Below are 25,613 nucleotides of genomic sequence, written 5' to 3' on the forward strand. Positions count from 1 at the left end.
GGCACGGTCGACGCAGTTCCCCGCCGCATCGTCACAAGATCACAAATCGTCGACCGCGAAAGGCTCCCCGGACAGAACTGCGCGCCGGCACACAGGTGTCGGCGCGCTTTTTGCGTGGTGCGATTCAGTTGTTCGACCTGAAGATCAGGTCAGCGCGGGCTCGGCCAGCCGGAGCAGATCGTCCGCCTCCGCCGCAGCCGCCGCGAGCCGATCATTCTCGGCACGCACGCGCGTGATCTCGAACTCCAGTGCCTGAACCCTGGCACGCAGTCGGGTGACCTCGTCGAGCAGACGCCGGTCGGGCGCTGCACCTACGTGGCCGTAGAGGGCCTTCGCCATGTTGAACTCCTTGATATGCGCTGCCGGAAAGGCCGGCCAACGCGCGCCCATGTGTACGCGGCTGTCATTCCAGCTTTATCTGGGCATGACCGGGCGCGACTGGCGACACCTATATATTGAGCCGCAAACCCCTCCTTCGTCAAGTTCTCGCAGGCCGTAGATCATCTCTACGTCGACCTGTCCACTTGTCGGGGGGCTGCCACAAGGCGCGGACACGCTCTGTCCGGACGCCTTAACTGTACGCCCAGGTTCCCGGGAAGTCCGCCCCCTGGCGTCCGGGTTCCCCTTAACTCTTCCTTAGCCACGTTGCCGCAGGTCACGGGCGGAACGTAGCGTCACCGGCGGCCAACAACCGACCCCGTGGAGGCACAGGCGTGTACGGCTGGACCGACCCGATGGACCCGGACGGCGCCCCCCGGCGTGCCGAGCCGCCAACCGACGAGCCGGCCTGGCTGACCAACCGGCCGGAGCCTCGCTCCTCCTACCTGTTCGGGGACGACCCCGACCAGCCTGGCGACGAGTGGCACCGCGAGCAGCCCACCGCCCGCTGGGCGGAGGAGCCGACCACGCCGGTCCACCCGCCGGCCCAGCAGGCCCCCGACTGGCAGGACGCGACGCCGACCGCCGCCTGGCGGGACGAGACGCCCAGGTGGCAGGCCGAGCCGGCGAGCGGCAACTGGCAGCCGGAGCCGACCGGCCCCTGGTCCGACCGCGCCGCCCGGACCGGACCGGCCGAGCCGACCAGCGGCGGCTGGCAGACCGAACCGGCAAGTGGCGGCTGGCAGGCCGAGCCGACCAGCGGCGGCTGGCAGACCGGACCGACCACCGGCGACTGGCAGGCCGAGCCGGCCACCGGCGCGCTGAACGAGCCGGCCGGCGGCTGGCAGGCCGCCGCGGGCGACCGGCCGGCGGAGGCGCGGCACCGCTCGCGTCCACGCTGGCGCCGTCCCGTGGCGATCGGAGGTGCCGCCGCAGCGGCCACCCTGGTGGTCAGCCTGGGCGTCGGCGCGCTGGGGTTGCCCGGCGGGGACGGCGGGTCGGCCCAGCCGACCGCCGTCGACGACACCCTCGCGGCGGCGCCGGCCGTGCCGACCGACGACGCCCCGGCCGACACCCTCGTCGCCCCCTCCCGCTCCACCTCGCCCACCGCCTCGCCGCGCCCCACCCGGCCCAGCCCGTCGCCGAGCAAGGTCGTCAAGCCGACACCCGCGGCGTCGCGGACCAACGCGGCCTCGCGGCGCCAGCGCAGCAGCGCGCCGGCCACCACGAGCGCCGGCTCCGGCTCCACCGCCGGCGTCAGCGCCCAGGCCAAGGAGGTCGTCAACCTGGTCAACGCCGAGCGGGCCAAGGCCGGCTGCAAGGCGCTCAGCATCGACGACAAGCTGATGACCGCCGCCCAGCGGCACAGTCAGGACCAGGCCGACCACCAGAACATGTCGCACACCGGCAGCGACGGCAGCAACGCCGGGGTCCGGCTGGACCGGGTCGGCTACGCCTGGCGTACCTACGGCGAGAACGTCGCCTGGAACCAGAAGACCCCGGCCGCCGTGATGGACGCCTGGATGAACAGCTCCGGCCACCGGGCCAACATCCTGAACTGCGCGTTCACCGAGATCGGCGTCGGCATCGCGAGCAGCAACGGCCCGTACTGGACGCAGGTCTTCGCGGCGCCGCGCTGAACGCGCGTCGTGCACGGCCCCGCGCTCGTTTGACCCGGTGAGGTACGCCGGGCCCGAGCGCGGGGCGGCGGCGTACCGGTGAGGGCGGCGACGGGCCGCCCGGGACCCGGGAGCTGCCGATGCGGATCCGGCTGCGGCGACCAGCCGTCGCACGCCCGCTGCGCCGGAGCCTGTCGGCCTGCGCCGTGCTCCTGCTGCTGACGCCCACGTACGGCTGCCGGGTGGAGCTGTCGCCGCCGGGCGCCCCCACCCCGTGGCCGGCCCAGCAGGCCCGGCGCTGGCAGTGGCAGTGGCAGCTCACCGGCCAGCTCGACGCGGAGGTGGACGCGGACGTCTTCCTGCTCGACCCCGTCGCCACCACCGCGGCACAGACGGCCGAGCTGCGCGCCCGCGACCGCCGGCTGATCTGTCAGGTGCACGTCGGCTCGGTGCGCTCCGCCGACCCGGACGCCAGCCGCTTCCCGGCCGGAGTGCAGGGGCGGGCCGCCAGCCGGTCGGGCAGCCGGTGGCTGGACGTCCGCCGGTGGGACGACCTGGCGCCGGTGCTGGCCGACCGGTTCCGGCTCTGCCGGGGCAAGGGTTTCGGCGCCGTGGCGCTGGCCGACGCCGACGGGTACGCGCGGCGCTCCGGCTTCCCGCTCGACTTCGACGACCAACTGCTGTTCAACCGGCGACTGGCCGGGCTGGCCCGTTCGATGGAGCTCTCCCCCGGGCTGGTGAACGACGTGCCGCAGTTGGCCGCGCTGGCCCCGGACTTCGACTTCGTGGTCAACGAGGAGTGCGTCCGGCTGCGGCAGTGCGCCAAGCTGCTGCCGTTCGCTGACGCTGGCAAGCCGGTCTTCCACGTCGAGTACACCGGCTCGACCGACGGCTTCTGCGTCACCACGGTCGGCTACGGCTTCGCGTCGATCCGCAAGGATCGGGAGCTCGACGCGTGGCGGGACGCCTGCCCGCTGCCCTGAGCACCCGGCGCACGGGCGGGCGGCGTGTCCGCGCCCGCGGCGGCGCCCCCGCCACGGGCGCGGACGGGGGCGCCAACGGTGGAGTCAGCCGGTGGTGGTCGTGCCGGGGACCCGGCTGCGCTCACCCGGAGTGCGCTGGGACGGCACGTCGGCCTGGTCCGCGCTGAGCGGGGTGGCCAGTTCCTCCAGCGACTTCCCCTCGGCCCGGACGCCGAGCGCCAGCTCGACCAGACCACCGATGATCATCACGATGGCGCCGATCACGAAGGCCAGCACCGTGTCGTCGACCTTGCCGGTGCCGACCAGCTTCGAGAAGAGCAGCGGGCCGGTGATGCCGCCGGCCGCCGTGCCGATCGCGTAGAAGAACGCGATCGCCATGGCCCGGGTCTCCATCGGGAAGATCTCGCTCACCGTGAGGTACGCCGCGCTCGCACCGGCCGAGGCGAAGAAGAGCACGATCCACCAGCAGGCGGTCATCGTCGTCGCGCTGAGCGAGCCGTTGTGGAACAGCCAGGCGGTGCCCAGCAGCAGCAGCCCGGAGACGATGTACGAGCCGGCGATCATCGGCACCCGGCCCACGGTGTCGAAGAGCCGGCCCAGCAGCAGCGGGCCGAGCAGGTTGCCCACCGCGATCACCGCGAAGTAGTAGCCACTGTTGCCCGGCTCGACCTGGAAGAAGGTCTCCAGGATCTGGGCGAAGCCGAAGGTGATCGCGTTGTAGAGGAACGCCTGCCCGATGAAGAGCGAGAAGCCCAGGACGGCCCGCTTCGGGTAGCGGGCGAAGAGCGTCTTCGCGATCGCCAGGAAGTTGGTGCTGCGGCGCTGCCGGATGGTGATGTAGTTGTCGGCCTCCGTGAGCTCCCGGCCGGTCTCCCGCCGTACCTCCGCCTCGACGGAATCGACCAGCTCGTTCGCCTCGTCGGCCCGGCCGTGGATGAACAGCCAGCGTGGACTCTCCGGCACGTGCCGGCGGACCAGCAGGATCACCACGCCCAGGATGGCGCCCAGGCCGAAGGCCACCCGCCAGCCGAGGTTGGTCGGCAGTCCGTTGAGCAGCGGCACGGTCAGCAACGCGCCCAGCGCGGCGCCCAGCCAGAAGGTGCCGTTGATGACGATGTCGATCCGGCCGCGGTGCCGGGCCGGGATCAGCTCGTCGATCGCCGAGTTGATGGCCGCGTACTCGCCACCGATGCCCATGCCGGTCAGGAACCGGAACAGGAAGAACCACCAGGTGTCGAAGGAGAGCGCGGTCAACGCGGTGGCGACCAGGTACAGCCCCAGGGTCAGCAGGAACAGCTTCTTGCGGCCGAACCGGTCGGTCAGCCAGCCGAAGAAGAGCGCCCCGGTACAGGCCCCGGCCACGTAGAGTGCGGCGGCCAACCCGGTGACCTGACTCTGGGTGATGTCCAGCCCACTGCTCGGCTCGGCCAGCTTGCCGGACAGGTTGCCGACGATGGTCACCTCGAGGCCGTCGAGGATCCACACCGTGCCCAGACCGATGACGATCATCCAGTGCCAGCGGGACCACGGGAGGCGGTCCAGCCGGGCCGGGACGTTGGTGCGTACGGTGCCGGTCTGCACGTCGGTCATGGCGTGCTCCTGACGGGTTCGGGTGTCCCCGGCACGCCGGCCCGCGGACGGGCCGCCGGGGTGCGCTGTTCGTCCATGCCGGCCCAGATGCCCCGCTCCACAGGGGGTTAATCCTGCCTCGACGGTGCGCTCCACAGGGACCGCGCGGGCCGCCGGAACGGCGTGGGCCGGGCCGCGGATCGCGGCCCGGCCCACCAACCGGCGGTACGGGTCAGGGCACCGGCACCAGCTCGGGCGCGGGCGCCGGCGGGTCCGTGGGGGCCGCGACGGTACGCCGGCGCAGGAAGCGCGGGGCCCACCAGTTGGCGTCGCCCAGCATGGTCATCAGCGCGGGCAGCACCACCCCGCGGATGATCGTCGCGTCCAGCAGGATCGCCGCCGCCAGGCCGATGCCGAGCTGCTTCATGTCGATCGTGCTCAGCGTGGCGAAGATCGAGAACACCCCCACCATCACGATCGCCGCGCTGGTCACGACGCCGGCCGACGACGTGATGCCGTACGCCACCGCCTCCCGGTTGGACATGCCGGCCCGGATGCCCTCGCGGATCCGGCTGACCACGAAGACGTGGTAGTCCATGGAGAGCCCGAAGAGCACCACGAAGAGGAACAGCGGCAGCCAGGAGACGATCGCGCCCATCGAGGTGAAGTCGAGCAGCCCCTCCGCCCAGTCGCCCTGGAAGACCAGCACCAGCAGCCCGTACGCGGCGCCGGCGGAGAGCAGGTTCAGCGCGATCGAGCTGGCCGCGATCACCACCGACCGGAAGGTGAACACCATGACCAGGAAGGTGAGCACCAGCACGAAGCCCATCACCAGCGGCAGCTTGTCGCGGATGTGCTGCGCGTAGTCCTCGCTGTCGGCCACGCTGCCGCCGACCGCGTACTCGACGCCGGGGATGCCCCGCAGCTCCGCCGGGACCAGGTCGGCGCGGAGCTTCTCCATCGACCGGACGGCCTCGTCGTCGCGGCTAGCGTACGGGGTGGCCACCTCCAGCACCGACACCCGCCGGTCGGCCGACACCTCGATCTTCGGCCCGTCCCCCTCGACCGGGGCGAAGATCGGGTCGGCGGCGGCCCGGGCGGCCAGGTCGGTGAGCGCGGCGCGGACCCGGTCGGCCTGCTCGGCCGGCGCGCGGACCGCCACCGTGTGACTGGTGCCGGTGCTGGGGAAGGCGGCGGTGAGTCGGTCGTACGCCTGCATCGCCGCGGTGGTGCGGGGCAGATCCTCCATGCCGGGGAACTTCAGCTTCATGCCCAGTGCCGGAGCGGCCAGCGCGAGCAGCAGCCCGACCGAGATCACCAGCGTCGCCACCGGGGCACGCAGCGCGGGGCGGAGCACCGCCGGCCAGAACCGGGGCGAGCGGGGCTCGCCGTGCCGTCCGGTGCGCGGCGCGGTCAGGCGCCACAGCAGCGGTACCCGGGGCCGGTCGACCCACCGGCCGAGCTTGGCCAGCAGGGCGGGCAGCACGGTCAACGAGCCGGTCACCGCGACCGCGACCACCAGGATCGAGCCGACGGCGAGGGACGAGAAGACGACGTCGCCGGCCAGCAGCAGCCCGGCCATCGAAATGATCACGGCGAAGCCGGAGACCACCACGGCGTGCCCGGAGGTCTCCGCGGCGATCTCCACCGCGTCCAGGCCGGAGCGTCCCCGGGCCCGTTCCTCCCGTTCCCGCCGGACGTAGAACAGCGAGTAGTCGACCCCGACGGCCATACCGATCAGCAGGATGACGCTGGAGGTGGTGTCGGTGGCCGGCACCAGGTGCGAGGCGAGGGTGGACAGACCCATCGCGGCGGCGACCGAGGAGAGCGCCAGCAGCACCGGCACACCCGCCGCGATCAGCGCGCCGAACGCGACGATCAGGATGGCCAGGGTGACCGGCAGGCTGAGCAGTTCGGCCCGCTTGAAGTCCTTGCCGAGGGTGTCGTCGAGGGCCTGGTTGATCGACGGCCCGCCGACCTGCTCGACGCGTACCTGTGGATGCGCGTCCTGGACGGTCGCGGTGGCGTCGCGCAGCGGCTGCACCCGGTCCGACGCGGTCTGCGGGTCCCCGGACATGGTGATCGGCAGCAGCAGGGCCGATCCGTCCCGGGCGGTGACCGGCTGCCCCACCCCGGCGACGCCGGTGACCGAGCGCAACCGGGCCGCCGCGTCGTCGGCGGCCACCTTCGCCGCCGTCGGGTCCAGCGTGCCGGCCCGGGAGGTGATCAGGATGTTCTCCACGGCCGGGTCGTTGAAGTCACCCGCCTCGACGATCAGCCCCGCCCGGCCCGCCTCGCCGATGGCCTGGTCGCTGTTGGTCGCCTCGTTGAGGCCGGCGGCGTTCCCACCGACGAAGCACACCGCCACGAACACGGCCCACATCGCGATCGCCCGCCACGGGTGCTCGGCGCTCCACCGCGCCAGCCGCACCGTCACCGGTCTCCTGCCCATCTCGGGTCCCCCTGTCACGTCAACCGTGTCAACGGTGCTGACGCTATGGGCGTGACGAGACCGTCACATCGGGGATCGGCCCGGGCCCGCCCCGGAACCGGTCCGTGTTGGACTCCCGGGTCGCTGGCCGGGCGCGGGAGGCGTCAGCGCGGGAACCGGACAGCGAACGGGGTCCATCCCGGAGCGGCCGGCGGCGACGCGCCGGCACCGACCCCGAGGCGGTTCCGGGTCATCCCCGAAGGGCTCTCCGGGGCCGGGGCTGACAGCGCGGGCAACTGTACGAGGATCGGTTCATGAACGACTCGCGGCGGATCGGCGTACCGCACCGCCGGCACGGCTCACCCTCCCGGCCGTAGGCGTTCAACGCCCGGTCGAAGTAGCCGCTCTCGCCGTTGACGTTCACGTACAGGGCGTCGAAGCTGGTGCCGCCCTCCTTGATCGCCTCGCCGAGCACGTCGCGGACGTGCCCGAGCAGGCGCTGCGCGGCCGGGCCGGTCAGCGAGTCGGTGGGGCGGGCGCCGTGCAGCCCGGCGCGCCAGAGCGCCTCGTCGGCGTAGATGTTGCCCACCCCGGAGATCAGGGTCTGATCCAGCAGGGCCCGCTTCACCTCGATGTGGCGGCGGCGCAACGCGGCCACGAACACCGCGTCGGAGAACTCCGGGTCCATCGGGTCCCGCGCGATGTGCGCGATCTCCGCGGGCAACTCGGCGCCACCCTCGCTGACCGAGAGCCCACCGAACGTGCGCTGGTCGACGAAACGCAGCTCGGGGCCGTCGTCGGCGAACCGGAAACGCACCCGCAGGTGCGTCTCGTCCGGAGTGCCGGGCGGCTGGAGCAGCAACTGGCCGGACATGCCGAGGTGACCGATCACGGCGTCGCCGCTGTCCAGCGGCAACCAGAGGTACTTGCCGCGGCGGCGTACGTCCAGCACCGTCCGGCCGGCGAGCACGTCGGCGAAGTGCGCCCCGCCGGGAACGTGCCGGCGTACCGCCCGGGGGTGGCGCACCTCCACCGAGGCGATCCGACGGCCGACCACCCACTGGGCCAGGCCCTGCCGGACGGTCTCCACCTCGGGCAGCTCAGGCACGGTGCAACCCTGCCTCGCGGGCCGCGCCCACGTCGGTGTGGTCGCCGGACGCGTGGTTCCCGTCCGAACGGGCGCCGTTCGCGTCCGCCGCCGGGGCCTGTTCCGCCGCCACGTCGGCCGACATGGCCTGGGCAGTGTGGTCGGCCTGCTCGGCACCGGCCGCCCGGTCCGCCCGCTCCAGCGGCCCGACCGGCGCCTCCCGGTCGGCCGTGCCGTCCGCGTCGGCCCGCCCGTCCCCGACGGTCGCGTCGGCCCGCTCGGCGGTGCCGTCCTGGTCGGCGGTGCCGTCCAGATCCGACTGCTCGGCCTGCTCGGCCTGCTCGGCCTGCTCGGCCTGCTCGGTGAGCATCCGCCAGGCCGCCTCGGCGGCCCGCTGCTCGGCCTCCTTCTTGCTGCGCCCCTCGGCCCCGCCGTAGCGGTTGCCGGCGACCACCACCCAGGCGGTGAAGGTCTTCAGGTGGTCCGGGCCGGTGCCCTCGATCCGGTACTCCGGCACGCCCAGACCGAGCGCGGCGGTCAACTCCTGGAGGCTGGTCTTCCAGTCCAGGGCGGCGCCCCGGCCGGCCGACTCGGCCATCAGCGGGTCGAAGAGCCGGTGGATGACGGTGGCCGCGGTGTCCAGCCCGTACTGGAGGTAGATCGCGCCGAGCAGCGCCTCCAGGGTGTCGGCGAGGATGCTCGCCTTGTCCCGTCCGCCGGTGGTCTCCTCGCCCTTGCCCAGCAGCAGGTAGGCGCCGAGCCCGTCCGGGCCCAGCCCGCGGGCCACGTCGGCGAGCGCGCGCATGTTGACCACGCTGGCCCGCAGCTTGGCCAGCTGCCCCTCGGGCAGGTCCGGGTGGTTGTGGAAGAGCGCCGTGGTGATCACCACACCGAGGACCGAGTCGCCGAGGAACTCCAGCCGCTCGTTGGTGGGCAGGCCGCCGTTCTCGTACGCGTACGAGCGGTGGGTCAGCGCGCGTTCCATCAGCTCCGGCTCCAGGCTCACGCCGAACGCGGACTCCAGATGACCGACGGAGACCCGCCGCCGCTTGTCGATGCTCATGATGTGCGTACCTCGGTGTCGGTGGTGCGGTCGATGCGGTCCGTGGCGGCGTCGCCGTCGAGCAACGCGGAGACCAGGTCGGTGACACGCCGCCGCCACAGGTGGGCGGCGAGGGCGATGCCGGAGGCGACGTCGGCGGCGCGGGCGGCGCCGTGGCAGACGACCACCGTCCCGGCCACGCCGAGCAGGGCGGCGGCTCGGGGCGCACCGCCGCCGACGGGTGGGCCGCCGGCCATCGCGTACGCGCCCTCGATCGCCTTGAGCAGCACGTTACCGGTGAACCCGTCGGTGACCACGGCATCGGCGCGCGCGCCGAGCGTCACGTCGTACCCCTCGACCAGGCCGACGTAGCGGGCCCCGCAGGGCAGCGGCTCGGCGGCGAGCAGGGGGTCGGTGGCCCGGCGGACCCGGTCGCCCTTGCCGGCCTCGGTGCCCACCGAGAGCAGGCCGACCCGCGGCTCCACGACCGCGTGCGCCACCGCGGCGTACGCGGCACCGAGCACGGCGTGCCGGACGAGGGTGGCCGGGCGGGGCTCCAGCGAACCGCCGACGTCGAGCAGGACGACCGGCCCGGCGACCGCGGGCAGGGTGGCGACCAGGGCGGGCTGGCGGATCTCCGGCCAGCGGCCGAGACCGAGCACGGCCGCGGTGACGGTGGCGCCGGTCGCGCCGGCGGAGACCATCGCGTCCGCCGTGCCGTCGCGGACGGCGGTGACGGCGGCGCGCACGGTGCTCTCCGCGCGGGCCGCGCTGGGATGGTCGGCCATGCCCACGACGTCGCGGACCGGCCGGACCGCGATGCGGGCCCGTTGGGCCGGATCGAGGGCAGCGATGAGCCCGTCGGCGACCTCGGTCGGACCGACGAGCAGCAGATGCAGATCGGGGTCGGCGCGCACAGCCCGCAGAGCGCCGTCAACCACGACGGCGGGAGCATCGTCCCCGCCGAGGAGGTCAACGGCGATCCGCGCGGTGCCCGGCTCCATCGGTACGCCGGCCGGAGTGGGCCGGCCGGCGTCGGAGGGAGCCGGGGCACCGGGCGTTTGCCAGGGTGCGCGCGCCGCCCGACCCGGGGTCGGGGGCGTCACTCGGCGTCCAGGTCAGACCTCGAGAACCTGGCGGCCGTTGTAGGTGCCGCAGACGGAGCAGGCGGCGTGCGGCAGCTTCGGGGACTTGCACTGCGGGCACGCGACGGTCGCGACCACGGTCGCCTTCCAGTTCGCCCGGCGGGACCGGGTGTTGCTGCGCGACATCTTGCGCTTGGGGACGGCCACGGTTCTTACTCCTCTGTACGGGTCAGTTGCGACAGGCCAGCCCATCGCGGGTCGATCTGCTGGTGACTGTGGTCGGCCGGCAGATCGTCCCAGTGCGCCCCGCATTCGGGGCACAGTCCTGGGCAGTCCTCCCGGCAGAGCGGGTTGGTCGGCAGCGTGAGCACCAACGCGTCCCGCAGCGCCGGCTCCAGGTCGATCAGATCGCCCTGCATCCGGCCCACCTCGTCCTCGTCGGTCGTGACGTCCGTGGTGCTGTTCTCGTACGCGTACAGCTCCTGGATCGTCACGGCCATCGAGTCGTTGATCTCGCGCAGGCAACGGCCGCACTCGCCCCGGATGGGACCGGTGATGGTCCCGGAGACGAGCACGCCCTCGGACACCGACTGCAACCTCAGATCGAGGTCGAGGTCCGCGCCCTCCGGCACGCCGATCAACTCCACGCCGAGGTCCGCCGGTGCCGGGACGACCCGCTTGACCTCACGCAACGCACCAGGGCGGCGCGGCAGGTCCCTCGTGTCGAGGACCAGCGGCGACCTGGGGTCGAGTGTCGATGGCGAGTGCTTGGGCATAGTCAGACTCCGGCCGGTGAGAGGCCGACAAAACAGGTTACCTGGGCGACCGCCGCACCGTCGAACCGGGGGCGGCGCCCGCCCCGCCCTGCCGGCTGCTGAGGTGCCGCTCAGAAGGGTAGCGGGCGTTCCGCTTCGTCGCCCGCGAAGGTGCCGATCTCGCGCAGCGCGTGCATCTTGTCGCGGCCACGCTCTATCGACGCCAGCGCCCGGGTGAGGAACTGCTCGAAGTTGGCCAGGGCGGTGTCGACGTAGTCGTCCACTTCCTCCCGCAGGCGCTGCGCCTCGGCGCGCGCCTCGGCGATGATCCGGGCGCCCTCGTGCTCGGCCGAGACGGTGATCTCGTTCACCGACACCAGCCGGGCGTGTTCCGCCTCACCCTCGCTGATGATCCGGTCCGCCTCGCGCTTGCCGGCCTCCATGATCTTGTCGCGCTCCTCCAGGAGCGCGGCGGCCCGGCGCAGGTCGGCGGGGAGTTCAGCGCGCATCTCGTCGAGGGCCGCGATCATCTCGCCGCGATCGACCATGCAGTTGTTCCGCGACATCGGGACGGAGCGGGCCTGCTCCACCATGGCGATCAGTTCGTCGATGCGATCGAGCGGGTCCACCGGTACCTCACTCCTGTCGTTCGTCGGCCGACCTACATGATGCGGGCTACGGCCGGGTTCCTGCTCGACCAATCATGTCGTGCCCACCCCACACCCGGCGGGTGCACCTCACCCCGGCGCGTCGCGGTGCGCGCACCCGCCGTGGTCGATCTCTTCGAGGGTGCCGTCAGGCGCGGGGGCCGAGGCGGGCCTGGAGGGCCTCGCGGACCAGGTCGGGGACGTGGGAGGAGATGTCGCCACCCCACTTGGCCACGTCCTTGACCAGACTGGAGGAGAGGAAGGAGTAGAGCGGGTTGGTGGGCATGAACAGCGTCTCGACCCCGGCCAGCCCGATGTTCATCTGGGCCATCTGCAACTCGTAGTCGAAGTCACTGACCGCCCGCAGGCCCTTGATCAGCACGCTGGCCTGCTGGGCCCGGCAGAAGTCGACAAGCAGCCCGCGGAAGGACTCCACCCGGACGTTCTCGTACGAGGCGGTCACCTCGCGGAGCATCTCGATCCGCTCCTCGACGGTGAACAGGCCACTCTTCGACTGGTTCACCAGCACGCCGACGATCACCTCGTCGAAGAGCCGGCTCGCCCGGCCGATGATGTCGAGGTGTCCGTTGGTGACCGGGTCGAACGAGCCGGGACACACCGCACGTCTCATGATCGGCGACCGTACCAAAGGGTGGTCTCGCCGTAACGGCGACTGCGCTCTCCGGTGATCCCGTCCACCCAGCTGAACGACCGGGTCCGCGTGGACCGCTCCACCACCACCAGAGCGTCGGGGGTGAGCCAGTCGCCGTCGACCAGCGCGGCCAGCAGCGCGGTGATCTCCGCGTCCGGCACGGCGTACGGCGGGTCGGCGAAGACCACGTCGTACGGCCCGCCGTCGGGCCCGGCGGCCAGCACGGTGGCCACCTTGCCGGTGACCAGCCGGGCGGCCGGGCCGGCGCGCAGCGCCGCCACGTTCTCCCGGATCACCCGGGCGGCCCGGGGATCGGACTCGACCAGCAACACGTGCCGGGCACCCCGCGACAGCGCCTCCAGCCCGACCGCGCCGGAGCCGGCGTACAGGTCGGCGAAGCGTGCGCCGTCCAGGTCGACCTCGGCCTGAACGGCGCTGAACAGCGCCTCGCGGACCCGGTCGGAGGTGGGGCGGGTGCCGGCGCCGGGTGGCGCGGCGATCCGTCGGCCACCGAGGGTCCCGGCCACGATCCGGGTCACCGTCTCCTCCTGCTCATGCCCGCGACGCTACGCGATCGGATCCGGCGCCGGTCGCCACGGGGCGTATCGACCAGGCACAGACATGATCACTGCTCGTATATCAATGATCTCGCATTCATAACATCGTTCTCAGCCGCACCTGAGCGCTGTAACGGGCACCCCGATCTCGCTAGGGTCTGCCGGTGCCGGTGGCGCTCCGCCGGCCCACGGCAGCGGAAGGCACTGCGACCGGACGAGCAGCGCGCACGAGCGACCGTCCGAACCTTCCGCGCCGACACCCCGTCGTTCTGTGACCCAGGAGTACGCGTGATCCGTCCCAAGCCGTCGCCCCGGCGACCGCTGACCGTGGCCGTCGCCGCGCTGGCCGGCCTCGCCGCCGCCTTCGCGGTGCAGGCGCCCGCCCTCGCCACCAACCCCTCCCCCGCGTCGTCCGTGAGCGCGGAGCCGACGGCGAGCGCGACCGCGCAGCCGACCGCCACCGCGTCGCCGGAGGCGCCGACCTGCGTGAGCACGGCCGACGCCCGCTACACGCACACCTTCGACGGCCCGAAGGGCATGGCCAGCATCACGCTGACCAACGGCCCGCTCTGCGCCGGCCAGGAGCAGGCACTCACCCTGGTGTCGTACGTCGCGCCGTCGGCGACCTTCGCCGTGCCGCAGTACGTGCTAGACAAGTCGACCCAGAAGTTCACCGGCACCGCCGAGGGCGAGCTGGGTCTGGCCACCCTGGACTTCAAGGTCGAGGTCCCGGAGTGCTACACCCAGATCGACTTCGTCTTCGGCAGCGAGGTCATCGACCCGCTGACCGACAAGAGCGACCGGTACGGCGACCGCAAGGTCGGTAGCTCGAAGGGCATCGGCTCCCAGTCGAAGGGCTCCGCGGCCTGGTACAACGGCGGCGCCGGCACGTGCGAGGCGACCCCCGAGGTGATCGCCGAGTCGGACTGCGACGGCACTGTCGAGCTGACCCTGGTCAACCGCAACGGCAACGCGGCGGCGACCTTCGAGGTCACCGGCAGCGGTGGCTTCACCAAGAGCGTCGAGGTGCCGATGCGCAAGCTGGAGACCCTCAAGCTCACCGCCGAGCAGGCGAAGGAGATCAGCGTCTCCGCCAAGGGGATGGAGACCTTCACCGGCGGCTGGGAGCAGCCCGAGGACTGCCAGGAGCCCGCGGGCACCTACGACTCGACCTGCGACCAGATGATCTTCAAGGTCGTCAACCCGGAGGACGGCATCTCGCTGACCTCGACCTTCACCCCGAGCACCGGTGCGGCCAAGACCGTCACCATCGCCCCGGGCAAGACCGAGACCATCGCGTTCGCGGCGAGCAAGGGCTTCAGCGTCACCGTGACGGGTGACCTGGACTCCGGCGGCGCGCTGGCCTGGGAGCAGCCGGAGGGCTGCGACAAGGGCGGCGCTGGCGGCGGCAACGAGGACGAGCCCACCCTGCCACTGACCGGTGCGGCCGCCGGCGGCATCGCCGCCGGCGCGGTGGCCCTGCTGGCCCTGGGCGCGGTGCTCTTCGTCATCGCCCGCCGTCGTCGGGTGCGCTTCACCGCCTGATCCGACGGGTGTGTCGAGCACGCGATGTGAACAGCGCCACGGGCGCGTCGACCAACGGGTCGGCGCGCCCGTGGCGTCTGCGCGTCCACTGGGGAACGCTCAGCTATCCATGATCGCCGGTGATCGGACGGGCACCATCCGTTCATCTATGATCACGAATCAGCAACATTGCCATTCGGCAATGATCTGAACTCCCCTCATTCATGACTCGTCAGTACAGTCACCCTCTGTCCCCGCCCCGACGCGGGCACACCCCCCCGCGCAGCACGAGGTCCGGTGAGCCGGCGACCGTACGGTCGCGACGTCTCCCGTCCTCCGGCCGCGTACTCCGTACCCCCTCATCAGGAGCAGGCGTGAACCCTCCGAAGTCTCCGTTCCGGCGCATCGCGGCCATCGCCGCCGGTGCCCTGATCGGCATCGCCGGCGCCGCGACGGTCGCCACCCCGGCCTTCGCACACCACCCCGAGCCCACCGGCAGCTACTGCGCGGCCAAGGACGGCACGGTGACCGTCACCTGGTCGGTCATCAGCTCCGAGACCGACATCGACGGCGTCATCACCAAGCTCGAGTCCACCGTGCCGGGTGACATCACCGGTGGCCTGGCCGTCGGAGCGACCCTCAAGAAGCAGGGCGACGGCCCGCTGACCGGCACCCAGACCCACACCTTCACCGGTGCCATCCCCGAGCTCAAGCTCACCGTCGGCGCCCACTGGGAGCGCGACGGTCGCAACGCCGACGGGGAGCGCAGCGTCACCGCTGTGCCCAGCACGGACTGCGGCCCGACCGAATCGCCGTCGCCCAGCCCCTCCTCGTCCAGCCCCACCCCGGCGCCGACCAAGTCGCCCGAGGTGACTCCGTCGCCGTCGACCTCCACCCCGGCCAGCCCGTCCGCGACGCCGTCGCTCCCGGCCGAGCCGGAGGAGCCGGTCTTCGAGCTCGAGCAGACCTGCGACAAGATGACGTTCATCGTGAAGAACCCGGCGAAGGGCATCCCCTTCTCGGCGACGATGACCACCGAGAAGGGCGTCACCAAGACGCTCGTCTCCGAGCCGGGCAAGACCAGCTCCGTCAGCTTCGACGCGTACGCGGGTCTCAAGGTCACGGTGAAGTACGACGTGGTCGAGGACTCGGAGACCATCCCCTACACCCAGCCGAAGAACTGCGGCCAGGGTGGTGGCGGCGAGGAGGACGAGCCGACGCTGCCGCTGACCGGTGCCGCCACCGGCGGGATCATCGCCGGTGCGGCGCTGCTGCTGGCCGCCGGTGCGGTGCTGTTCGTGGTGGCCCGCCGTCGTCGGGTGCGCTTCACCGCCTGATCCGCGCAACGCCTGACCCGAGGGCGCGTCGACCACCCGGTCGGCGCGCCCTCGGCCGTTGGGCCCTCAGGGGCGGGGACGGTGGCGCCCGATCAGGCGCACTCCGCTCAGCCCTTCTCCAGGTACTCCGCGCGTTCCTCGTCGACCAGGGCGGCCACCGAGGCGGCCAGCGCCGGATTGCGGGTCAGCTCCGGGTCCTCGTCGACCAGGGCGATCGCCTCGGCCCGGGCGTCGCGGATCAGGTCGGCGTCGCGGAGCAGCGACAGCAGCCGCAGGTGCGAACGGCGCCCGGACTGGGTGGCGCCCAGCACGTCGCCCTCGCGGCGCTGCTCCAGATCCAGCTCGGCGAGCTTGAAACCGTCGCTGGTGGACGCGACCGCCTCCAGCCGTTCCCGGGCCGAGGACCCCTCGGCCGCCTCGCTGACCAGCAGGCAGAGCCCGGCGGCGGAGCCCCGACCGACCCGGCCGCGCAGCTGGTGCAGCTGGGAGACGCCGAACCGGTCGGCGTCCAGCACGATCATCACGGTGGCGTTCGGCACGTCCACGCCGACCTCGACCACTGTGGTCGCCACCAGCACGTCCAGGTCTCCGGCCGCGAACGAGCGCATCACGGCGTCCTTCTCGTCGGCCGGCAACCGGCCGTGCAGCACCCCGATGCGCAGCCCGTGCAGCGGCCCCTCGGCCAGCAGCGGGGCCACCTCGGTGACCGCCAACGGTGGCCGACGGCCGTTGTCGTCCTCCGGCGGCGGTTCCTCGTCGGAGGCCTTGCCGTCACCGATGCGCGGGCAGACCACGTACGCCTGGTGGCCGGCGGCCACCTCCTCGCGCAGCCGGCGCCAGGCCCGGTCGAGGAAGGCCGGCTTCTCGGCGGCGGGCACCACGTGCGAGGCGATCGGCGAGCGCCCCCGGGGCAGCTGGGAGAGGGTGGAGACCTCCAGGTCGCCGTAGACGGTCATCGCGACCGTGCGCGGGATCGGAGTGGCCGTCATGACCAGCACGTGCGGCGGCTGATCGGCCTTGGCCCGCAGCGCGTCGCGCTGCTCCACGCCGAACCGGTGCTGCTCGTCGACCACCACGAGGCCGAGGTCGGCGAAGTCGACCCCCTCGTAGAGCAGCGCGTGGGTGCCGAGCACGATGCCGGCGGCGCCGCTGGCCACCTCGCCGAGCGCCCGGCGGCGGGCCGCCGCGCCGAGCGAGCCGGTGACCAGCTCCACCCGGGTGGCGTGCTCGGCGGAATCCAGCTCACCGGCGCGCCCCAGCGGCCCGAGCAGGTCGAGCATCCCCCGGTGGTGCTGGGCGGCCAGCACCTCGGTGGGCGCGAGCAGCGCCGCCTGCCCGCCCGCGTCGACCACCTGGAGCATCGCGCGCAGCGCCACCACGGTCTTGCCCGAACCCACCTCGCCCTGCAACAGCCGGTGCATCGGGTGCGGGACGGCGAGGTCGGCGGCGATCTCCACGCCGACGTCGCGCTGGCCGGGGGTCAGCTCGTACGGCAGCCGGGCGTCGAACGCGTCCAGCAGCCCGCCGGAGCGCGCCGGGCGCGGTCGGGCCGGCCAGTCGGCGGCCCGGTGTTTGCGCTGCACCAGCGTGAGCTGCACGGCGAACGCCTCGTCCCACTTGAGCCGGTGCCGTGCCCGGTAGAGATCCTCCTTGCTGGACGGCCGGTGGATCTCCCGCAGCGCGGTGCCCAGCCCGACCAGGTTGCGGCTGGCCCGCACGGTGGCCGGCACCGGGTCCTCCGGTGGGGTGAACGTGTCCAGGACGACCCGCACGCAGCGGGCGATCACCCAGGTCGGCACCGCCGCCGCGGCCGGGTAGACCGGGATCAGCGCGCCGGCGAACTCCTCGATCTCCTCGTTGGCCGCCGCCTCACCCTCGCCACCCTCGCCGAGCAGGACGTACTCCGGGCCGTTGAGCTGGCGCTTGTTGCGGAACTCGGTGACCTTGCCGGCGAACAGCCCCCACCGGCCGGGGCGCAGCTCCCGCTCGCGCCACGCCTGGTTGCCGAAGAAGGTCAGGGTGAGCAGCCCGCCGGAGCCGTCGCCGACGGTCACCTCCAGCAGGTTGCCCCGACGCTGGCGCATCGGGCGTACGGCGGTGCGCTGCACCTGGGCCAGCACGGTGACCTGCTCGCCGACGTCCAGCGAGCGGATGTCGGTGTGCTCGCCGCGTTCGTCGTAGCGGCGCGGGAAGTGGTAGACCAGATCCCCCGCGGTGTGCAGGTCGAGGTGGCCGGCGAGCGCCTTGGCCGTCTTCTCCCCGACCAGCTTCCTCAGCGGGGTGTCCACCGTGGTCGGTTCGCTCATTCGATCCCCACCAGGAGCGGATAGTGCGGTTGGCCACCCGGGTACGCCTGCACCTCGACGAACGGCCAACGCCGCGCGACGTGCGCGCGGACGTCGTCGGTGAGCCCGGCCGGCGCGTCCGCCCCGGCGAGCAGGGTGACCATCTCCCCGCCGCCGCCGAGCATCCGGTCGACCACCGCCGCGCAGGTGTCGGTCAGGTCGGTGCCGATCAGGTGCACCTCCCCCTCGACCAGCGCCAGCACGTCGCCGGGCCGGCACGGCCCGGCGACCGTCAACGCCTCCCGGCTGGCGTGGCACACCTCGGCGTAGCGGCAGGCCCCGGCCGCCTCGGCCATCGCGATCACGTCGTCCTCGAAGCGGCGACCGGGATCGCGGACCGCGAGGGCGGCCAACGCCTGCACCGGCGAGCGGGTCGGCACGACGCTCACCTTGATGCCGAACCGGTGCGCCTCCCGCGCCGCCGCGCTCGCCACCGCCTCGGTGTTGGGGTCGTTGGGCAGGACCACCACCCAGGCGGCGCCGGTGGACCGGACGGCGTCCAGCAGCTCGCCGGTGGACGGATTGGCCGGCACCACCGTCGCCCCCTCGCCGGCGAAGAGCGCGGCGATCCCGGCGCCGGTGGCCACCACCACGGCGGCCCGGCCGTCCACCGCCGGGCCGGGCGTCGTCGCTGGCGGCTGGTCGGCGAAGCGGGTCACCGAGATCCGGTACGGGCGGCCGGCGGCCACCCCCGCCTCGACCGCCGCGCCGACGTCGTTGACGTGCACGTGCACGTTCCAGGTGGCCTCCGGGCCGGCGCCGTCGCCGACGATCACCAGGGAGTCGCCGAGCGCGGCCAGCTCGCCACGCAGCCGGGCCACCGCCTCCGGGCCGGCGTCGAGCAGGTACTGCACCTCGTAGGCGTACTCGTCGGAACCGGTCTCCCGGGCGACGGCGACCGCCGGGCGGGCGGTGCGCGGCGCGGGCGCGGGGCCGGCGCCCTCTCCGGTGAGCACCTCCACGAGGGCGTCGAGCAGCACACAGAGCCCACGGCCGCCGGCGTCGACCACGCCGGCGCGGGCCAGCACCGGCAACTGCTCGGGGGTACGCGCCAACGCCTCGGCCGCCGCACGGGCCGCGACCCGGGCCACCGCCGGCAGGTCGTCGCTCTGCGCCCGCTCCGCGGCTGCGGCAGCCGCGGCGACCACGGTGAGCACGGTCCCCTCCACGGGCCTGGCGACCGCCGTGTAGGCGGCGGTGGTGGCGTCGCGCAACGCGGCGGCCAGCTCCCGTCCACGCACGGCGGGTGCGGGGGCGACCGCGTCGGCGAAGCCGCGCAGGATCTGCGAGAGGATCACCCCCGAGTTGCCGCGCGCACCGAGCAGCGCACCCCGGGCCATCAGCCGCAGCGCGTGCCCGTGCGCGGTGGACCCGCCGTCGGGCAGTGTGTCGAGGTCCATGGCCAGGGCCTGCTGGGCCGAGGTGAGGGTGAGCACCAGGTTGGTGCCGGTGTCGCCGTCGGGCACCGGGTAGACGTTGAGCTGGTCGATCTCCCCCTGGTGGCGCTTAAGCGCGGCCAGGCCGCCGGCACACCACCGACGGACCGCGGCGGCGTCGAGGGTGTCCAGCACGGGCAGAAGCCTACTGGCGCACCCCGACACGCGTCGGGCTCGCCCGGCGTGGCGGCCGGGTAGACTCGCCGCCGGACCGTCGTCGCGGCGGTCGTGCTGGTGACCACGGTCACGCCGGTGCGTCCCCGACCCGGGGCGGTTGGCCGGCTGGGCAGGTCATCGGGTAGCCTGGTCGGGTTGCCCGGGCAGCACCCTGCCGGCGACCTCATGAACGTTTCAATCCCAGGAGTATCCCGTGGCTAGCGTGTGCGACGTCTGTGGCAAGGGACCGGGCTTCGGCCACAACGTGTCCCACTCGCACCGGCGGACCAACCGCCGCTGGAACCCGAACATCCAGTCGGTGCGTACCCCGGCCGGTGGTGGCAACACCAAGAAGTTGCAGGTCTGCACCTCGTGCATCAAGGCCGGCAAGGTGACCCGCGCCTGACGCGGTAGCACCCACCTCTTCATACGGTTCAGCCGGCGGACCCCTGGTCCGCCGGCTTTGTCGTGTCCGCACCGGGTCCTGACGGGTACGCGACGACGCCGTCCCTCCCGGGCCGCCGCCCGGTTAGCCTCGCCCTGCGCCGGCTGTCGGTCCGGTACGCGAGCGCGAGGAGTGACGGGTGCAGCTGGACGTGGGCCGGGGCGAGATGGTCATGGTGGGCTTCGCGGCGGACCTGCTGCGCAGCCTCGGCGAGCAACTGTCCCCGGGCAGCGTGGTCGTCGTCGAGGAACCCGACCTCATCCAGCGTCGCGACCTGGCCCGGCACCGCCTGCCCGTGATCTCCCGGCTCGTGGCGGCGGAGTACCAGACCGGGCTCGACCCGGTCGCGCTGCTGGCCCGTGAGCCGGGGTTGGCCGCCGCCCGGCTGGTGGTTCCCGGGCAGGAGCACGGCGTGGTCGGGGCGGCCCGGCTGGCCGACGCGCTGGGCCTGCCCGGCGCCGGCACCCACGCCGCCGAGATCTTCACCGACAAGCACCGGCTGCGGCTGCTCGCCGCGTCGGCCGGCCTGCTCAACCCGGCGTTCGCGCTTGTCGCCACGGCCGCCGAGGCGGAGGCGTTCGCCCGCCGGCAGGGGGGCCGGTGCGTCCTGAAGCCGACCCGGCGCTCCGGCAGCCTCGGCGTGCAGATCATCGCCGATCCGACGCTGGTCGCCGCTGCCTGGGCCGCCAGCGCCGCCCCCGAGACCGGCCCGGACACCACCTCCCGCGGCGTGCCCACGGCGGTGCTCGCCGAGGAAGTCCTGATCGGCAGCGAACACAGCGTCGAGCTGCTGGTCGTCGAGGGCGAGGTGCGCTTCGGCAACGTCACCGACAAGCGGGTGCTGGCCGGTGGGCACCCGGTGGAGACCGGGCACACCGTGCCGTCGGCGCTGCCCGAGCAGGCCCGGCGGGAACTGCTCGACGCGGCCACCCGGCTCGCCCGCGCCGCGGAGTTCCACACGGGGACGCTGCACAGCGAGTGGATCCGCACCGCCGCCGGCCCGGCCCTGGTGGAGTGCGCGGCCCGGCTGCCCGGCGACCTAATCACCGCGCTGATCTCGGTCGCCTACGAGTGCGCGTTCGTCCCGGCGTACCTGCGTGGGCTACGCGGGGAGCGCCCGACGCTGCCGGCGCGGCCGACCGGCGCGGCGGCCGTGGAGTTCCTGCTGGCCGCACCGGGCACGGTCGGCGCCGTGGACGGGGTGCGCGCGGCACGCCGCGTGCCCGGAGTGCTGGACGTCGAGGTGGGCGTGGCGGTCGGCGACGCGGTGGCCGAGATCACCTCGTCGTTGCGACGCAGCGGCCACGTGCTGGCCTGGGGCGCCGACCCGGCGGACGCCACCGACGCGGCCGGCCGGGCTGCCGGGCAGGTTCGGATCACCACGGGCTGAGCGGTCGGGCGATCGTCAGAGGGTACGGCCGAAGGAGAGGCAGCCCGGGGCGTCGGCGTAGAAGCCGAAGTTCGGGATCCGCTCGTAACCGGCCGCCGTGTACATCGCGATGGCCTCGGGCTGCTTGTCCCCGCACTCCAGGATCACCCGCTTGCGGCCCTGATCGGCGGCCGAGCGCTCGACCGCGGCGAGCACCGCACGGGCCACCCCGCGCCCCCGGGCCTCCGGGGCGGTGTACATCCGCTTCAGCTCGGCGTCGTCGCCGTGGCTGCGCCAGCCGCCGCAACCCACCGGCTCGCCGCCCAGGTAGGCGACGAGGAACTCGCCGTCGGGCGGCTGGAACTCCGCCGCGTCCACCGGGGTGTCGTCGCCGGTGCCGCCGTACCGGGCGCCCAGGTCGGCCAGCGCCGCGCGGATCAGCCGCTGCGCGACCGGAGCGTCGAACCGCACGGCGCGGATCTCGATCTCACTCACGGCGTAAAGGGTACGACCAGCAGCGGGGCTTACCGGAAGTGGTCCCAGCCGGCCGGGCCGGCGTACGGGGCGCCGTCGACCGTGACGCCGGTGCCGGCGGCGACCCGCCCGATCGGCCGCCACTGCGGCGGCAGCGGCACGTCGGGCGGGAAGGTGGCGACCAACGCGTGGTCGTCGCCGCCGGTGAGGATCCAGGTGTACGGGTCGACGCCGAGCGCCTGCGCCGCGTCGGCCATCTGCCGGGGCACCTCGAACGCGTCCCGGCGCACGTCGATGGTCACCCCGCTGGCCGCCGCCACGTGCCCGAGGTCGGCGAGCAGCCCGTCCGACACGTCGATCATCGAGGTGGCCCCGAAGTCGGCGGCCTGCGGCCCGGCCGGGTACGGCACCTGCGGCCGCCGGTACGCCTCGACCAGCAGCCGGGGGGTGCGGAACCCGCGGGTGAGCACGGTCAGCCCGGCCGCCGCGTACCCGATGCGCCCGGCCAGGGCCAGCACATCGCCCGGACGGGCGCCGGAGCGGACGACCGGCGCCCGGCCACCGAGATCGCCCAACGCGGTGACCGCGACGGTCAAGGTCGGGCTGGCCGACATGTCCCCCCCGACCACACTCGCGCCGACGGTGGCCGCTTCGGCACCCAGACCGTCGGCCAGCTCCAACGCCCACTCGGTGGGCAGGTCGGCCGGCATGCAGAGGGCGACCAGCAGGGCGGTCGGGGTGGCTCCCATCGCGGCGATGTCGGCGAGGTTGGCCGCCGCCGCCCGGTGCCCGACGTCGCGGGCCGAGGACCAGTCCCTCCGGAAGTGCCGGCCGTCGACCAGCACGTCGGTGGACGCGGCCACCCGCCCGTCCGGCGCGGCCACCACGGCTGCGTCGTCTCCCGGACCGAGCAGGGTCGTCGGCCCGACCGGCAGCCGGGCGGTCACCCGCCCGATCAACCCGAACTCCCCGATTCCGGACACACTGGCGCCACCGCCGGCGTTCCGCTCGTTCTGCCCGGCTCCGCCGCGCTCGCTCACTGCTTCTCCTTGACCACCGATAGGGATCGGACCTGGTCCGTAAGGTAGTTTCACCCTTCGGGCCGCCTGCGGCGGCGACGGACGGAGGTCGAGTCGTGGTACAGGCGTACATCCTCATCCAGACCGAGGTCGGGCGGGCACGTGACGTGGCGGGTCTCATCGCGGACCTTGCCGGCGTGGTACGCGTCGACGCCGTCACCGGACCGTACGACGTGGTCGTCCTCACCGAGGCGAACACCGTCGACGAGCTCGGCAAACTCATCGTCAGCAAGGTGCAGATGGTGCCCGGCATCACGCGCACCCTCACGTGTTCGGTGGTGCGGCTGTAAGTGGACGAGATCACCACCTCCCCCGTGGACGAGGACCGGACCGACGAGGACCGGACCGACGACGACCACGACCGGGCCGGTGACGCGCCCGCCGGTCGGGACCGGACGATCCGCGGTGCCGCCCTGCTGGCCACGCTGATCGCGCTGCCGATCACCCTGCTGGTGGCCGCGCTGGCCTTCGCTGCGCTCTCCCCGGACGACGAGCCGGCCGCCGCCCCGAGCCCGACCGCGACGACGCCTCGGGTGCAGTCCACCGCGTCGGTCGAGATGGCCGCGCCGGCGCTGGCCACCCGCCAGGCCACGGTCTGCCGGGCCCTGCTGTCCCAGCTGCCGGCGACCATCAAGGAGCTGTCCCAGCGGCCGGTCACCGCGGGCCCGGAGCAGAACGCCGCGTACGGCGATCCGGCGCTCACCGTGGCCTGCGGCGGCACCGAGCCGACCCTTCCGCCCACGGACGAGGTCTGGGGAGTCAACGGGGTCTGCTGGCACCCGGTGGAGCAGGACGACGCGACCGTGCTCACGACTGTCGACCGGGAGGCACCGGTCACCGTGCGCATCCCCCGCGCCTACCAGCAGCCGTTGCAGTGGGTGGCACCGATCTCCAACACCATCGTGGCCTCGGTGCCCTCCGGCGGCGACGTCCCCGCCGGCTGCCGGAGCTGACCGCCGCCACCCGCCCAACCGTCCGGCGGTCGGTCGGCGGGTGTGGGCCGGGGGCTGCGGTCAGTGCAGGCCGACGCCGCGCCGCTGGGCGGTCCGGATCAGCCGGTTGACCAGCTTCGGGTACTCCAGGCCGGCGGCCGCCCACATCCGCGGGAACATCGACGTCGGGGTGAACCCGGGCATCGTGTTGATCTCGTTGAGGTAGATGTCCAGCTCCGGGGTGACGAAGAAGTCGGCCCGGGCCAGGCCGGCACAGTCCAGAGCGGTGAAGGCGCGCACCGCGTACTCCTGGACCTGGCGGGTCACCTTCTCCGGCAGGCCGGCCGGGATGTCGTACTCGCAGGAGTCGTCGAGGTACTTCGCCTCGAAGTCGTAGAAGTCGTGGTCGGCGACGATCCGCACCTCGGCCAGCACGGACGCCTCGGGCGCCCCGCCGGCCTCGCCCTCCAGCACGCCGCACTCGATCTCGCGCCCGACGATGGCGCCCTCGATGATCACCTTCGGGTCGATCTGGCGGGCGGTGGCGACCGCCTCGTCCAGCTGCGCCCAGTCGGTGACCCGGGTGATGCCGAAAGACGAGCCGGCCCGGGAGGGCTTGACGAAGACCGGCAGGCCCAGCCGCTCCCGGTCCTGTTCGCTGAGCGTCATCCCGTTGCGCAGCACCGCGTACGGGCCGACCGGGATGCCCTCGGCGGCGCAGAGCTTCTTGGTGAACTCCTTGTCCATCGCGGCGGCGGAGGCGAACACGTTCGCCCCGACGTACGGGATGCCGGCCATCTCCAGCATGCCCTGGATGGTGCCGTCCTCGCCGTACGCGCCGTGCAGCACGGGGAAGACCACGTCCACGTCGGCCAGCGCCCGCGGGCCCTCGGTCGGGTCGAGCACCATGAGCCCGTTGCCGGTGGGATCGGCGCGCAGCACGATGTCGGCGCCGGACTCGGCGGTGATCTCCGGCAGCCGGCGGGCGTTGATCGCGAGCTGCGCCGGGTCGCCACTGGTCAGCACCCACTGGCCGGCCCGGGTGATGCCCACCGGCACCACCTCGTACTCGTCCGGGTCGAGCGCGCCGAGCACGCTGCCGGCGCTGACGCAGGAGATGCCGTGTTCCGGGCTGCGGCCGCCGAAGACGATCGCCACGCGGGTCTTGCCTGGGGTGGTCACTCCGGTCACCTCTTCGTACGCGACTGCGGCTGGCGTGTTCGCCGATGGCGCCCACCCGGTTGACCTTACTGTGCGTGGCGACGGGTCGAGGTGGATACCCGGTGAGCCACGGCACAGCGCCGCAATCGGTCATTGCTGCATATACGGCGAGTGACGGGTTGTCGGAGTCAGTCCCGGGCGTGCCGGCGGCCGACCGCGATCACCTTGACCCGCTGCCGGCCGGCGCGCACCATGCCCAGCGCCATGAAGGCTCCGGCGATCCGGTCGGCCGCCTCGCGACTGCTGGCGCCGACCACCTGGCGCCGCCGCTCCGGACAGACCCGTTCGTTGCGGTCGCTGCCCTCGACGGGACGCACGTCGGTGAGCACCACCAGAAAGCGGGTCATCGCCGAACCTCCGGACGTTCGGTGCGGGGCTGCGGACCGGTGCGCACGTCATCTCCTTCGGGCGGGCGCCGGGTTGCCGGCGGTGGCACGCGACGATCGGGCACGGGGGAGAAACCCGATCGCCGCGCGCCCCATCCCCTCCG

General features: G+C 73.2%; 24 protein-coding genes and 1 pseudogene. 8 read left to right on the forward strand and 17 right to left on the reverse strand.

What is annotated here, in order from left to right; all coding sequences use genetic code 11:
- Positions 1–144 precede the first annotated feature (144 nt).
- Positions 145–339 carry a hypothetical protein gene (locus ACFOW4_RS25745; RefSeq protein ID WP_377532305.1) on the reverse strand — a complete coding sequence of 65 codons (195 nt, stop codon included), beginning with the start codon at positions 337–339 and terminating at the stop codon, positions 145–147.
- A 374-nt stretch (positions 340–713) separates the two neighbouring features.
- On the opposite strand from ACFOW4_RS25745, the gene ACFOW4_RS25750 reads away from it, so the two are divergent.
- The gene (locus ACFOW4_RS25750; protein WP_377532308.1) at positions 714–2,018 is read left to right on the forward strand and encodes a CAP domain-containing protein; all 1,305 of its coding nucleotides are present in this window, start codon (positions 714–716) and stop codon (positions 2,016–2,018) included.
- Positions 2,019–2,137: 119 nt separating this feature from the next.
- A complete protein-coding gene (locus ACFOW4_RS25755) occupies positions 2,138–2,980 on the forward strand; it encodes an endo alpha-1,4 polygalactosaminidase (protein ID WP_377532311.1) in 843 nt (280 codons plus the stop codon).
- 84 nt (positions 2,981–3,064) lie between these two features.
- Here ACFOW4_RS25755 and ACFOW4_RS25760 read toward each other — a convergent pair whose 3' ends face one another.
- The 10 genes and pseudogenes from ACFOW4_RS25760 to rsmD all read right to left on the reverse strand — a co-directional run bounded on the left by ACFOW4_RS25760 (position 3,065) and on the right by rsmD (position 12,787).
- Positions 3,065–4,570 (reverse strand): MFS transporter, encoded by a 1,506-nt coding sequence (locus tag ACFOW4_RS25760; RefSeq protein WP_377532314.1) that lies wholly within the window; start codon positions 4,568–4,570, stop codon positions 3,065–3,067.
- A 211-nt stretch (positions 4,571–4,781) separates the two neighbouring features.
- Entirely contained in the window at positions 4,782–7,001 is a 2,220-nt protein-coding gene (locus ACFOW4_RS25765; RefSeq protein WP_377532317.1) for an MMPL family transporter, read from the reverse strand.
- Between the two features lie 229 nt (positions 7,002–7,230).
- Positions 7,231–8,088 carry a bifunctional DNA-formamidopyrimidine glycosylase/DNA-(apurinic or apyrimidinic site) lyase gene (gene mutM / locus ACFOW4_RS25770; protein ID WP_377532320.1) on the reverse strand — a complete coding sequence of 286 codons (858 nt, stop codon included), beginning with the start codon at positions 8,086–8,088 and terminating at the stop codon, positions 7,231–7,233.
- A 295-nt stretch (positions 8,089–8,383) separates the two neighbouring features.
- Positions 8,384–9,130: pseudogene (gene rnc / locus ACFOW4_RS25775) on the reverse strand (ribonuclease III); the annotation flags it as partial.
- Positions 9,127–10,113 carry a phosphate acyltransferase PlsX gene (locus ACFOW4_RS25780; protein WP_377532323.1) on the reverse strand — a complete coding sequence of 329 codons (987 nt, stop codon included), beginning with the start codon at positions 10,111–10,113 and terminating at the stop codon, positions 9,127–9,129. The gene ACFOW4_RS25780 and the pseudogene rnc, both read right to left, overlap by 4 nt.
- A gap of 114 nt (positions 10,114–10,227) precedes the next feature.
- Positions 10,228–10,401: a 50S ribosomal protein L32 gene (gene rpmF, locus ACFOW4_RS25785; RefSeq protein WP_030335284.1), complete on the reverse strand. Its 174-nt coding sequence runs from the start codon at positions 10,399–10,401 to the stop codon at positions 10,228–10,230.
- Positions 10,402–10,406: 5 nt separating this feature from the next.
- Positions 10,407–10,970 (reverse strand): YceD family protein, encoded by a 564-nt coding sequence (locus tag ACFOW4_RS25790; RefSeq protein ID WP_377532326.1) that lies wholly within the window; start codon positions 10,968–10,970, stop codon positions 10,407–10,409.
- Between the two features lie 110 nt (positions 10,971–11,080).
- The gene (locus tag ACFOW4_RS25795) at positions 11,081–11,578 is read right to left on the reverse strand and encodes a hypothetical protein (protein ID WP_091064048.1); all 498 of its coding nucleotides are present in this window, start codon (positions 11,576–11,578) and stop codon (positions 11,081–11,083) included.
- 166 nt (positions 11,579–11,744) lie between these two features.
- Complete coding sequence (gene coaD, locus ACFOW4_RS25800) at positions 11,745–12,227, reverse strand: pantetheine-phosphate adenylyltransferase (RefSeq protein WP_377532329.1); 483 nt, start codon at positions 12,225–12,227, stop codon at positions 11,745–11,747.
- Entirely contained in the window at positions 12,224–12,787 is a 564-nt protein-coding gene (gene rsmD, locus ACFOW4_RS25805; protein WP_377532332.1) for a 16S rRNA (guanine(966)-N(2))-methyltransferase RsmD, read from the reverse strand. The genes coaD and rsmD overlap by 4 nt, the downstream gene beginning before the upstream one ends.
- Positions 12,788–13,093: 306 nt before the next feature.
- Between rsmD and ACFOW4_RS25810 the strand changes: the two genes are divergently transcribed.
- Complete coding sequence (locus ACFOW4_RS25810; RefSeq protein ID WP_377532335.1) at positions 13,094–14,350, forward strand: cell wall anchor protein; 1,257 nt, start codon at positions 13,094–13,096, stop codon at positions 14,348–14,350.
- A 353-nt stretch (positions 14,351–14,703) separates the two neighbouring features.
- Positions 14,704–15,666 carry an LPXTG cell wall anchor domain-containing protein gene (locus tag ACFOW4_RS25815; RefSeq protein ID WP_377532338.1) on the forward strand — a complete coding sequence of 321 codons (963 nt, stop codon included), beginning with the start codon at positions 14,704–14,706 and terminating at the stop codon, positions 15,664–15,666.
- Positions 15,667–15,773: 107 nt separating this feature from the next.
- On the opposite strand, the gene recG is transcribed toward ACFOW4_RS25815, so the two are convergent.
- Together recG and ACFOW4_RS25825 are read right to left on the reverse strand one after the other, a co-directional pair.
- Positions 15,774–17,972, reverse strand: a complete 2,199-nt coding sequence (gene recG / locus ACFOW4_RS25820) for an ATP-dependent DNA helicase RecG (protein ID WP_377532341.1) — start codon at positions 17,970–17,972, stop codon at positions 15,774–15,776.
- Positions 17,969–19,582: a DAK2 domain-containing protein gene (locus ACFOW4_RS25825; protein ID WP_377532344.1), complete on the reverse strand. Its 1,614-nt coding sequence runs from the start codon at positions 19,580–19,582 to the stop codon at positions 17,969–17,971. Before ACFOW4_RS25825 ends, recG begins: the two co-directional genes overlap by 4 nt.
- Before the next feature lie 235 nt (positions 19,583–19,817).
- On the opposite strand from ACFOW4_RS25825, the gene rpmB reads away from it, so the two are divergent.
- Both rpmB and ACFOW4_RS25835 read left to right on the forward strand, forming a co-directional pair.
- Positions 19,818–20,009, forward strand: a complete 192-nt coding sequence (rpmB, locus tag ACFOW4_RS25830; RefSeq protein ID WP_007456456.1) for a 50S ribosomal protein L28 — start codon at positions 19,818–19,820, stop codon at positions 20,007–20,009.
- Between the two features lie 178 nt (positions 20,010–20,187).
- Entirely contained in the window at positions 20,188–21,438 is a 1,251-nt protein-coding gene (locus tag ACFOW4_RS25835) for an ATP-grasp domain-containing protein (protein WP_377532346.1), read from the forward strand.
- Between the two features lie 15 nt (positions 21,439–21,453).
- On the opposite strand, the gene ACFOW4_RS25840 is transcribed toward ACFOW4_RS25835, so the two are convergent.
- Positions 21,454–21,912, reverse strand: a complete 459-nt coding sequence (locus tag ACFOW4_RS25840) for a GNAT family N-acetyltransferase (protein ID WP_377532348.1) — start codon at positions 21,910–21,912, stop codon at positions 21,454–21,456.
- Between the two features lie 29 nt (positions 21,913–21,941).
- Positions 21,942–22,874 carry a thiamine-phosphate kinase gene (locus ACFOW4_RS25845; RefSeq protein WP_377532739.1) on the reverse strand — a complete coding sequence of 311 codons (933 nt, stop codon included), beginning with the start codon at positions 22,872–22,874 and terminating at the stop codon, positions 21,942–21,944.
- Between the two features lie 152 nt (positions 22,875–23,026).
- Between ACFOW4_RS25845 and ACFOW4_RS25850 the strand changes: the two genes are divergently transcribed.
- Positions 23,027–23,260, forward strand: a complete 234-nt coding sequence (locus ACFOW4_RS25850; protein WP_013284547.1) for an Lrp/AsnC ligand binding domain-containing protein — start codon at positions 23,027–23,029, stop codon at positions 23,258–23,260.
- On the forward strand, positions 23,261–23,923 hold the full coding sequence (locus ACFOW4_RS25855) for a DUF3515 family protein (RefSeq protein WP_377532351.1): 663 nt from the start codon (positions 23,261–23,263) through the stop codon (positions 23,921–23,923). It abuts the gene before it with no gap.
- Positions 23,924–23,983: 60 nt separating this feature from the next.
- On the opposite strand, the gene ACFOW4_RS25860 is transcribed toward ACFOW4_RS25855, so the two are convergent.
- A complete protein-coding gene (locus ACFOW4_RS25860) occupies positions 23,984–25,084 on the reverse strand; it encodes a D-alanine--D-alanine ligase family protein (protein ID WP_377532354.1) in 1,101 nt (366 codons plus the stop codon).
- A gap of 167 nt (positions 25,085–25,251) precedes the next feature.
- Complete coding sequence (locus ACFOW4_RS25865) at positions 25,252–25,470, reverse strand: hypothetical protein (protein WP_377532355.1); 219 nt, start codon at positions 25,468–25,470, stop codon at positions 25,252–25,254.
- Positions 25,471–25,613: the final 143 nt, after the last annotated feature.

The sequence above is a fragment of the Micromonospora sp. GCM10011542 genome, from assembly GCF_042650685.1.
In the GTDB taxonomy this organism is placed as follows: Bacteria; Actinomycetota; Actinomycetes; order Mycobacteriales; family Micromonosporaceae; genus Micromonospora.

What these genes read in the sequence shown, in the direction of transcription:
- ACFOW4_RS25745 (WP_377532305.1), bottom strand. Translation starts at nt 339, where the DNA reads ATGGCGAAGGCCCTCTACGGCCACGTAGGTGCAGCGCCCGACCGGCGT.
- ACFOW4_RS25755 (WP_377532311.1), top strand. Translation starts at nt 2,138, where the DNA reads ATGCGGATCCGGCTGCGGCGACCAGCCGTCGCACGCCCGCTGCGCCGG.
- ACFOW4_RS25760 (WP_377532314.1), bottom strand. Translation starts at nt 4,570, where the DNA reads ATGACCGACGTGCAGACCGGCACCGTACGCACCAACGTCCCGGCCCGG.
- ACFOW4_RS25765 (WP_377532317.1), bottom strand. Translation starts at nt 7,001, where the DNA reads ATGGGCAGGAGACCGGTGACGGTGCGGCTGGCGCGGTGGAGCGCCGAG.
- ACFOW4_RS25780 (WP_377532323.1), bottom strand. Translation starts at nt 10,113, where the DNA reads ATGGAGCCGGGCACCGCGCGGATCGCCGTTGACCTCCTCGGCGGGGAC.
- ACFOW4_RS25790 (WP_377532326.1), bottom strand. Translation starts at nt 10,970, where the DNA reads ATGCCCAAGCACTCGCCATCGACACTCGACCCCAGGTCGCCGCTGGTC.
- coaD (WP_377532329.1), bottom strand. Translation starts at nt 12,227, where the DNA reads ATGAGACGTGCGGTGTGTCCCGGCTCGTTCGACCCGGTCACCAACGGA.
- recG (WP_377532341.1), bottom strand. Translation starts at nt 17,972, where the DNA reads ATGAGCGAACCGACCACGGTGGACACCCCGCTGAGGAAGCTGGTCGGG.
- ACFOW4_RS25865 (WP_377532355.1), bottom strand. Translation starts at nt 25,470, where the DNA reads ATGACCCGCTTTCTGGTGGTGCTCACCGACGTGCGTCCCGTCGAGGGC.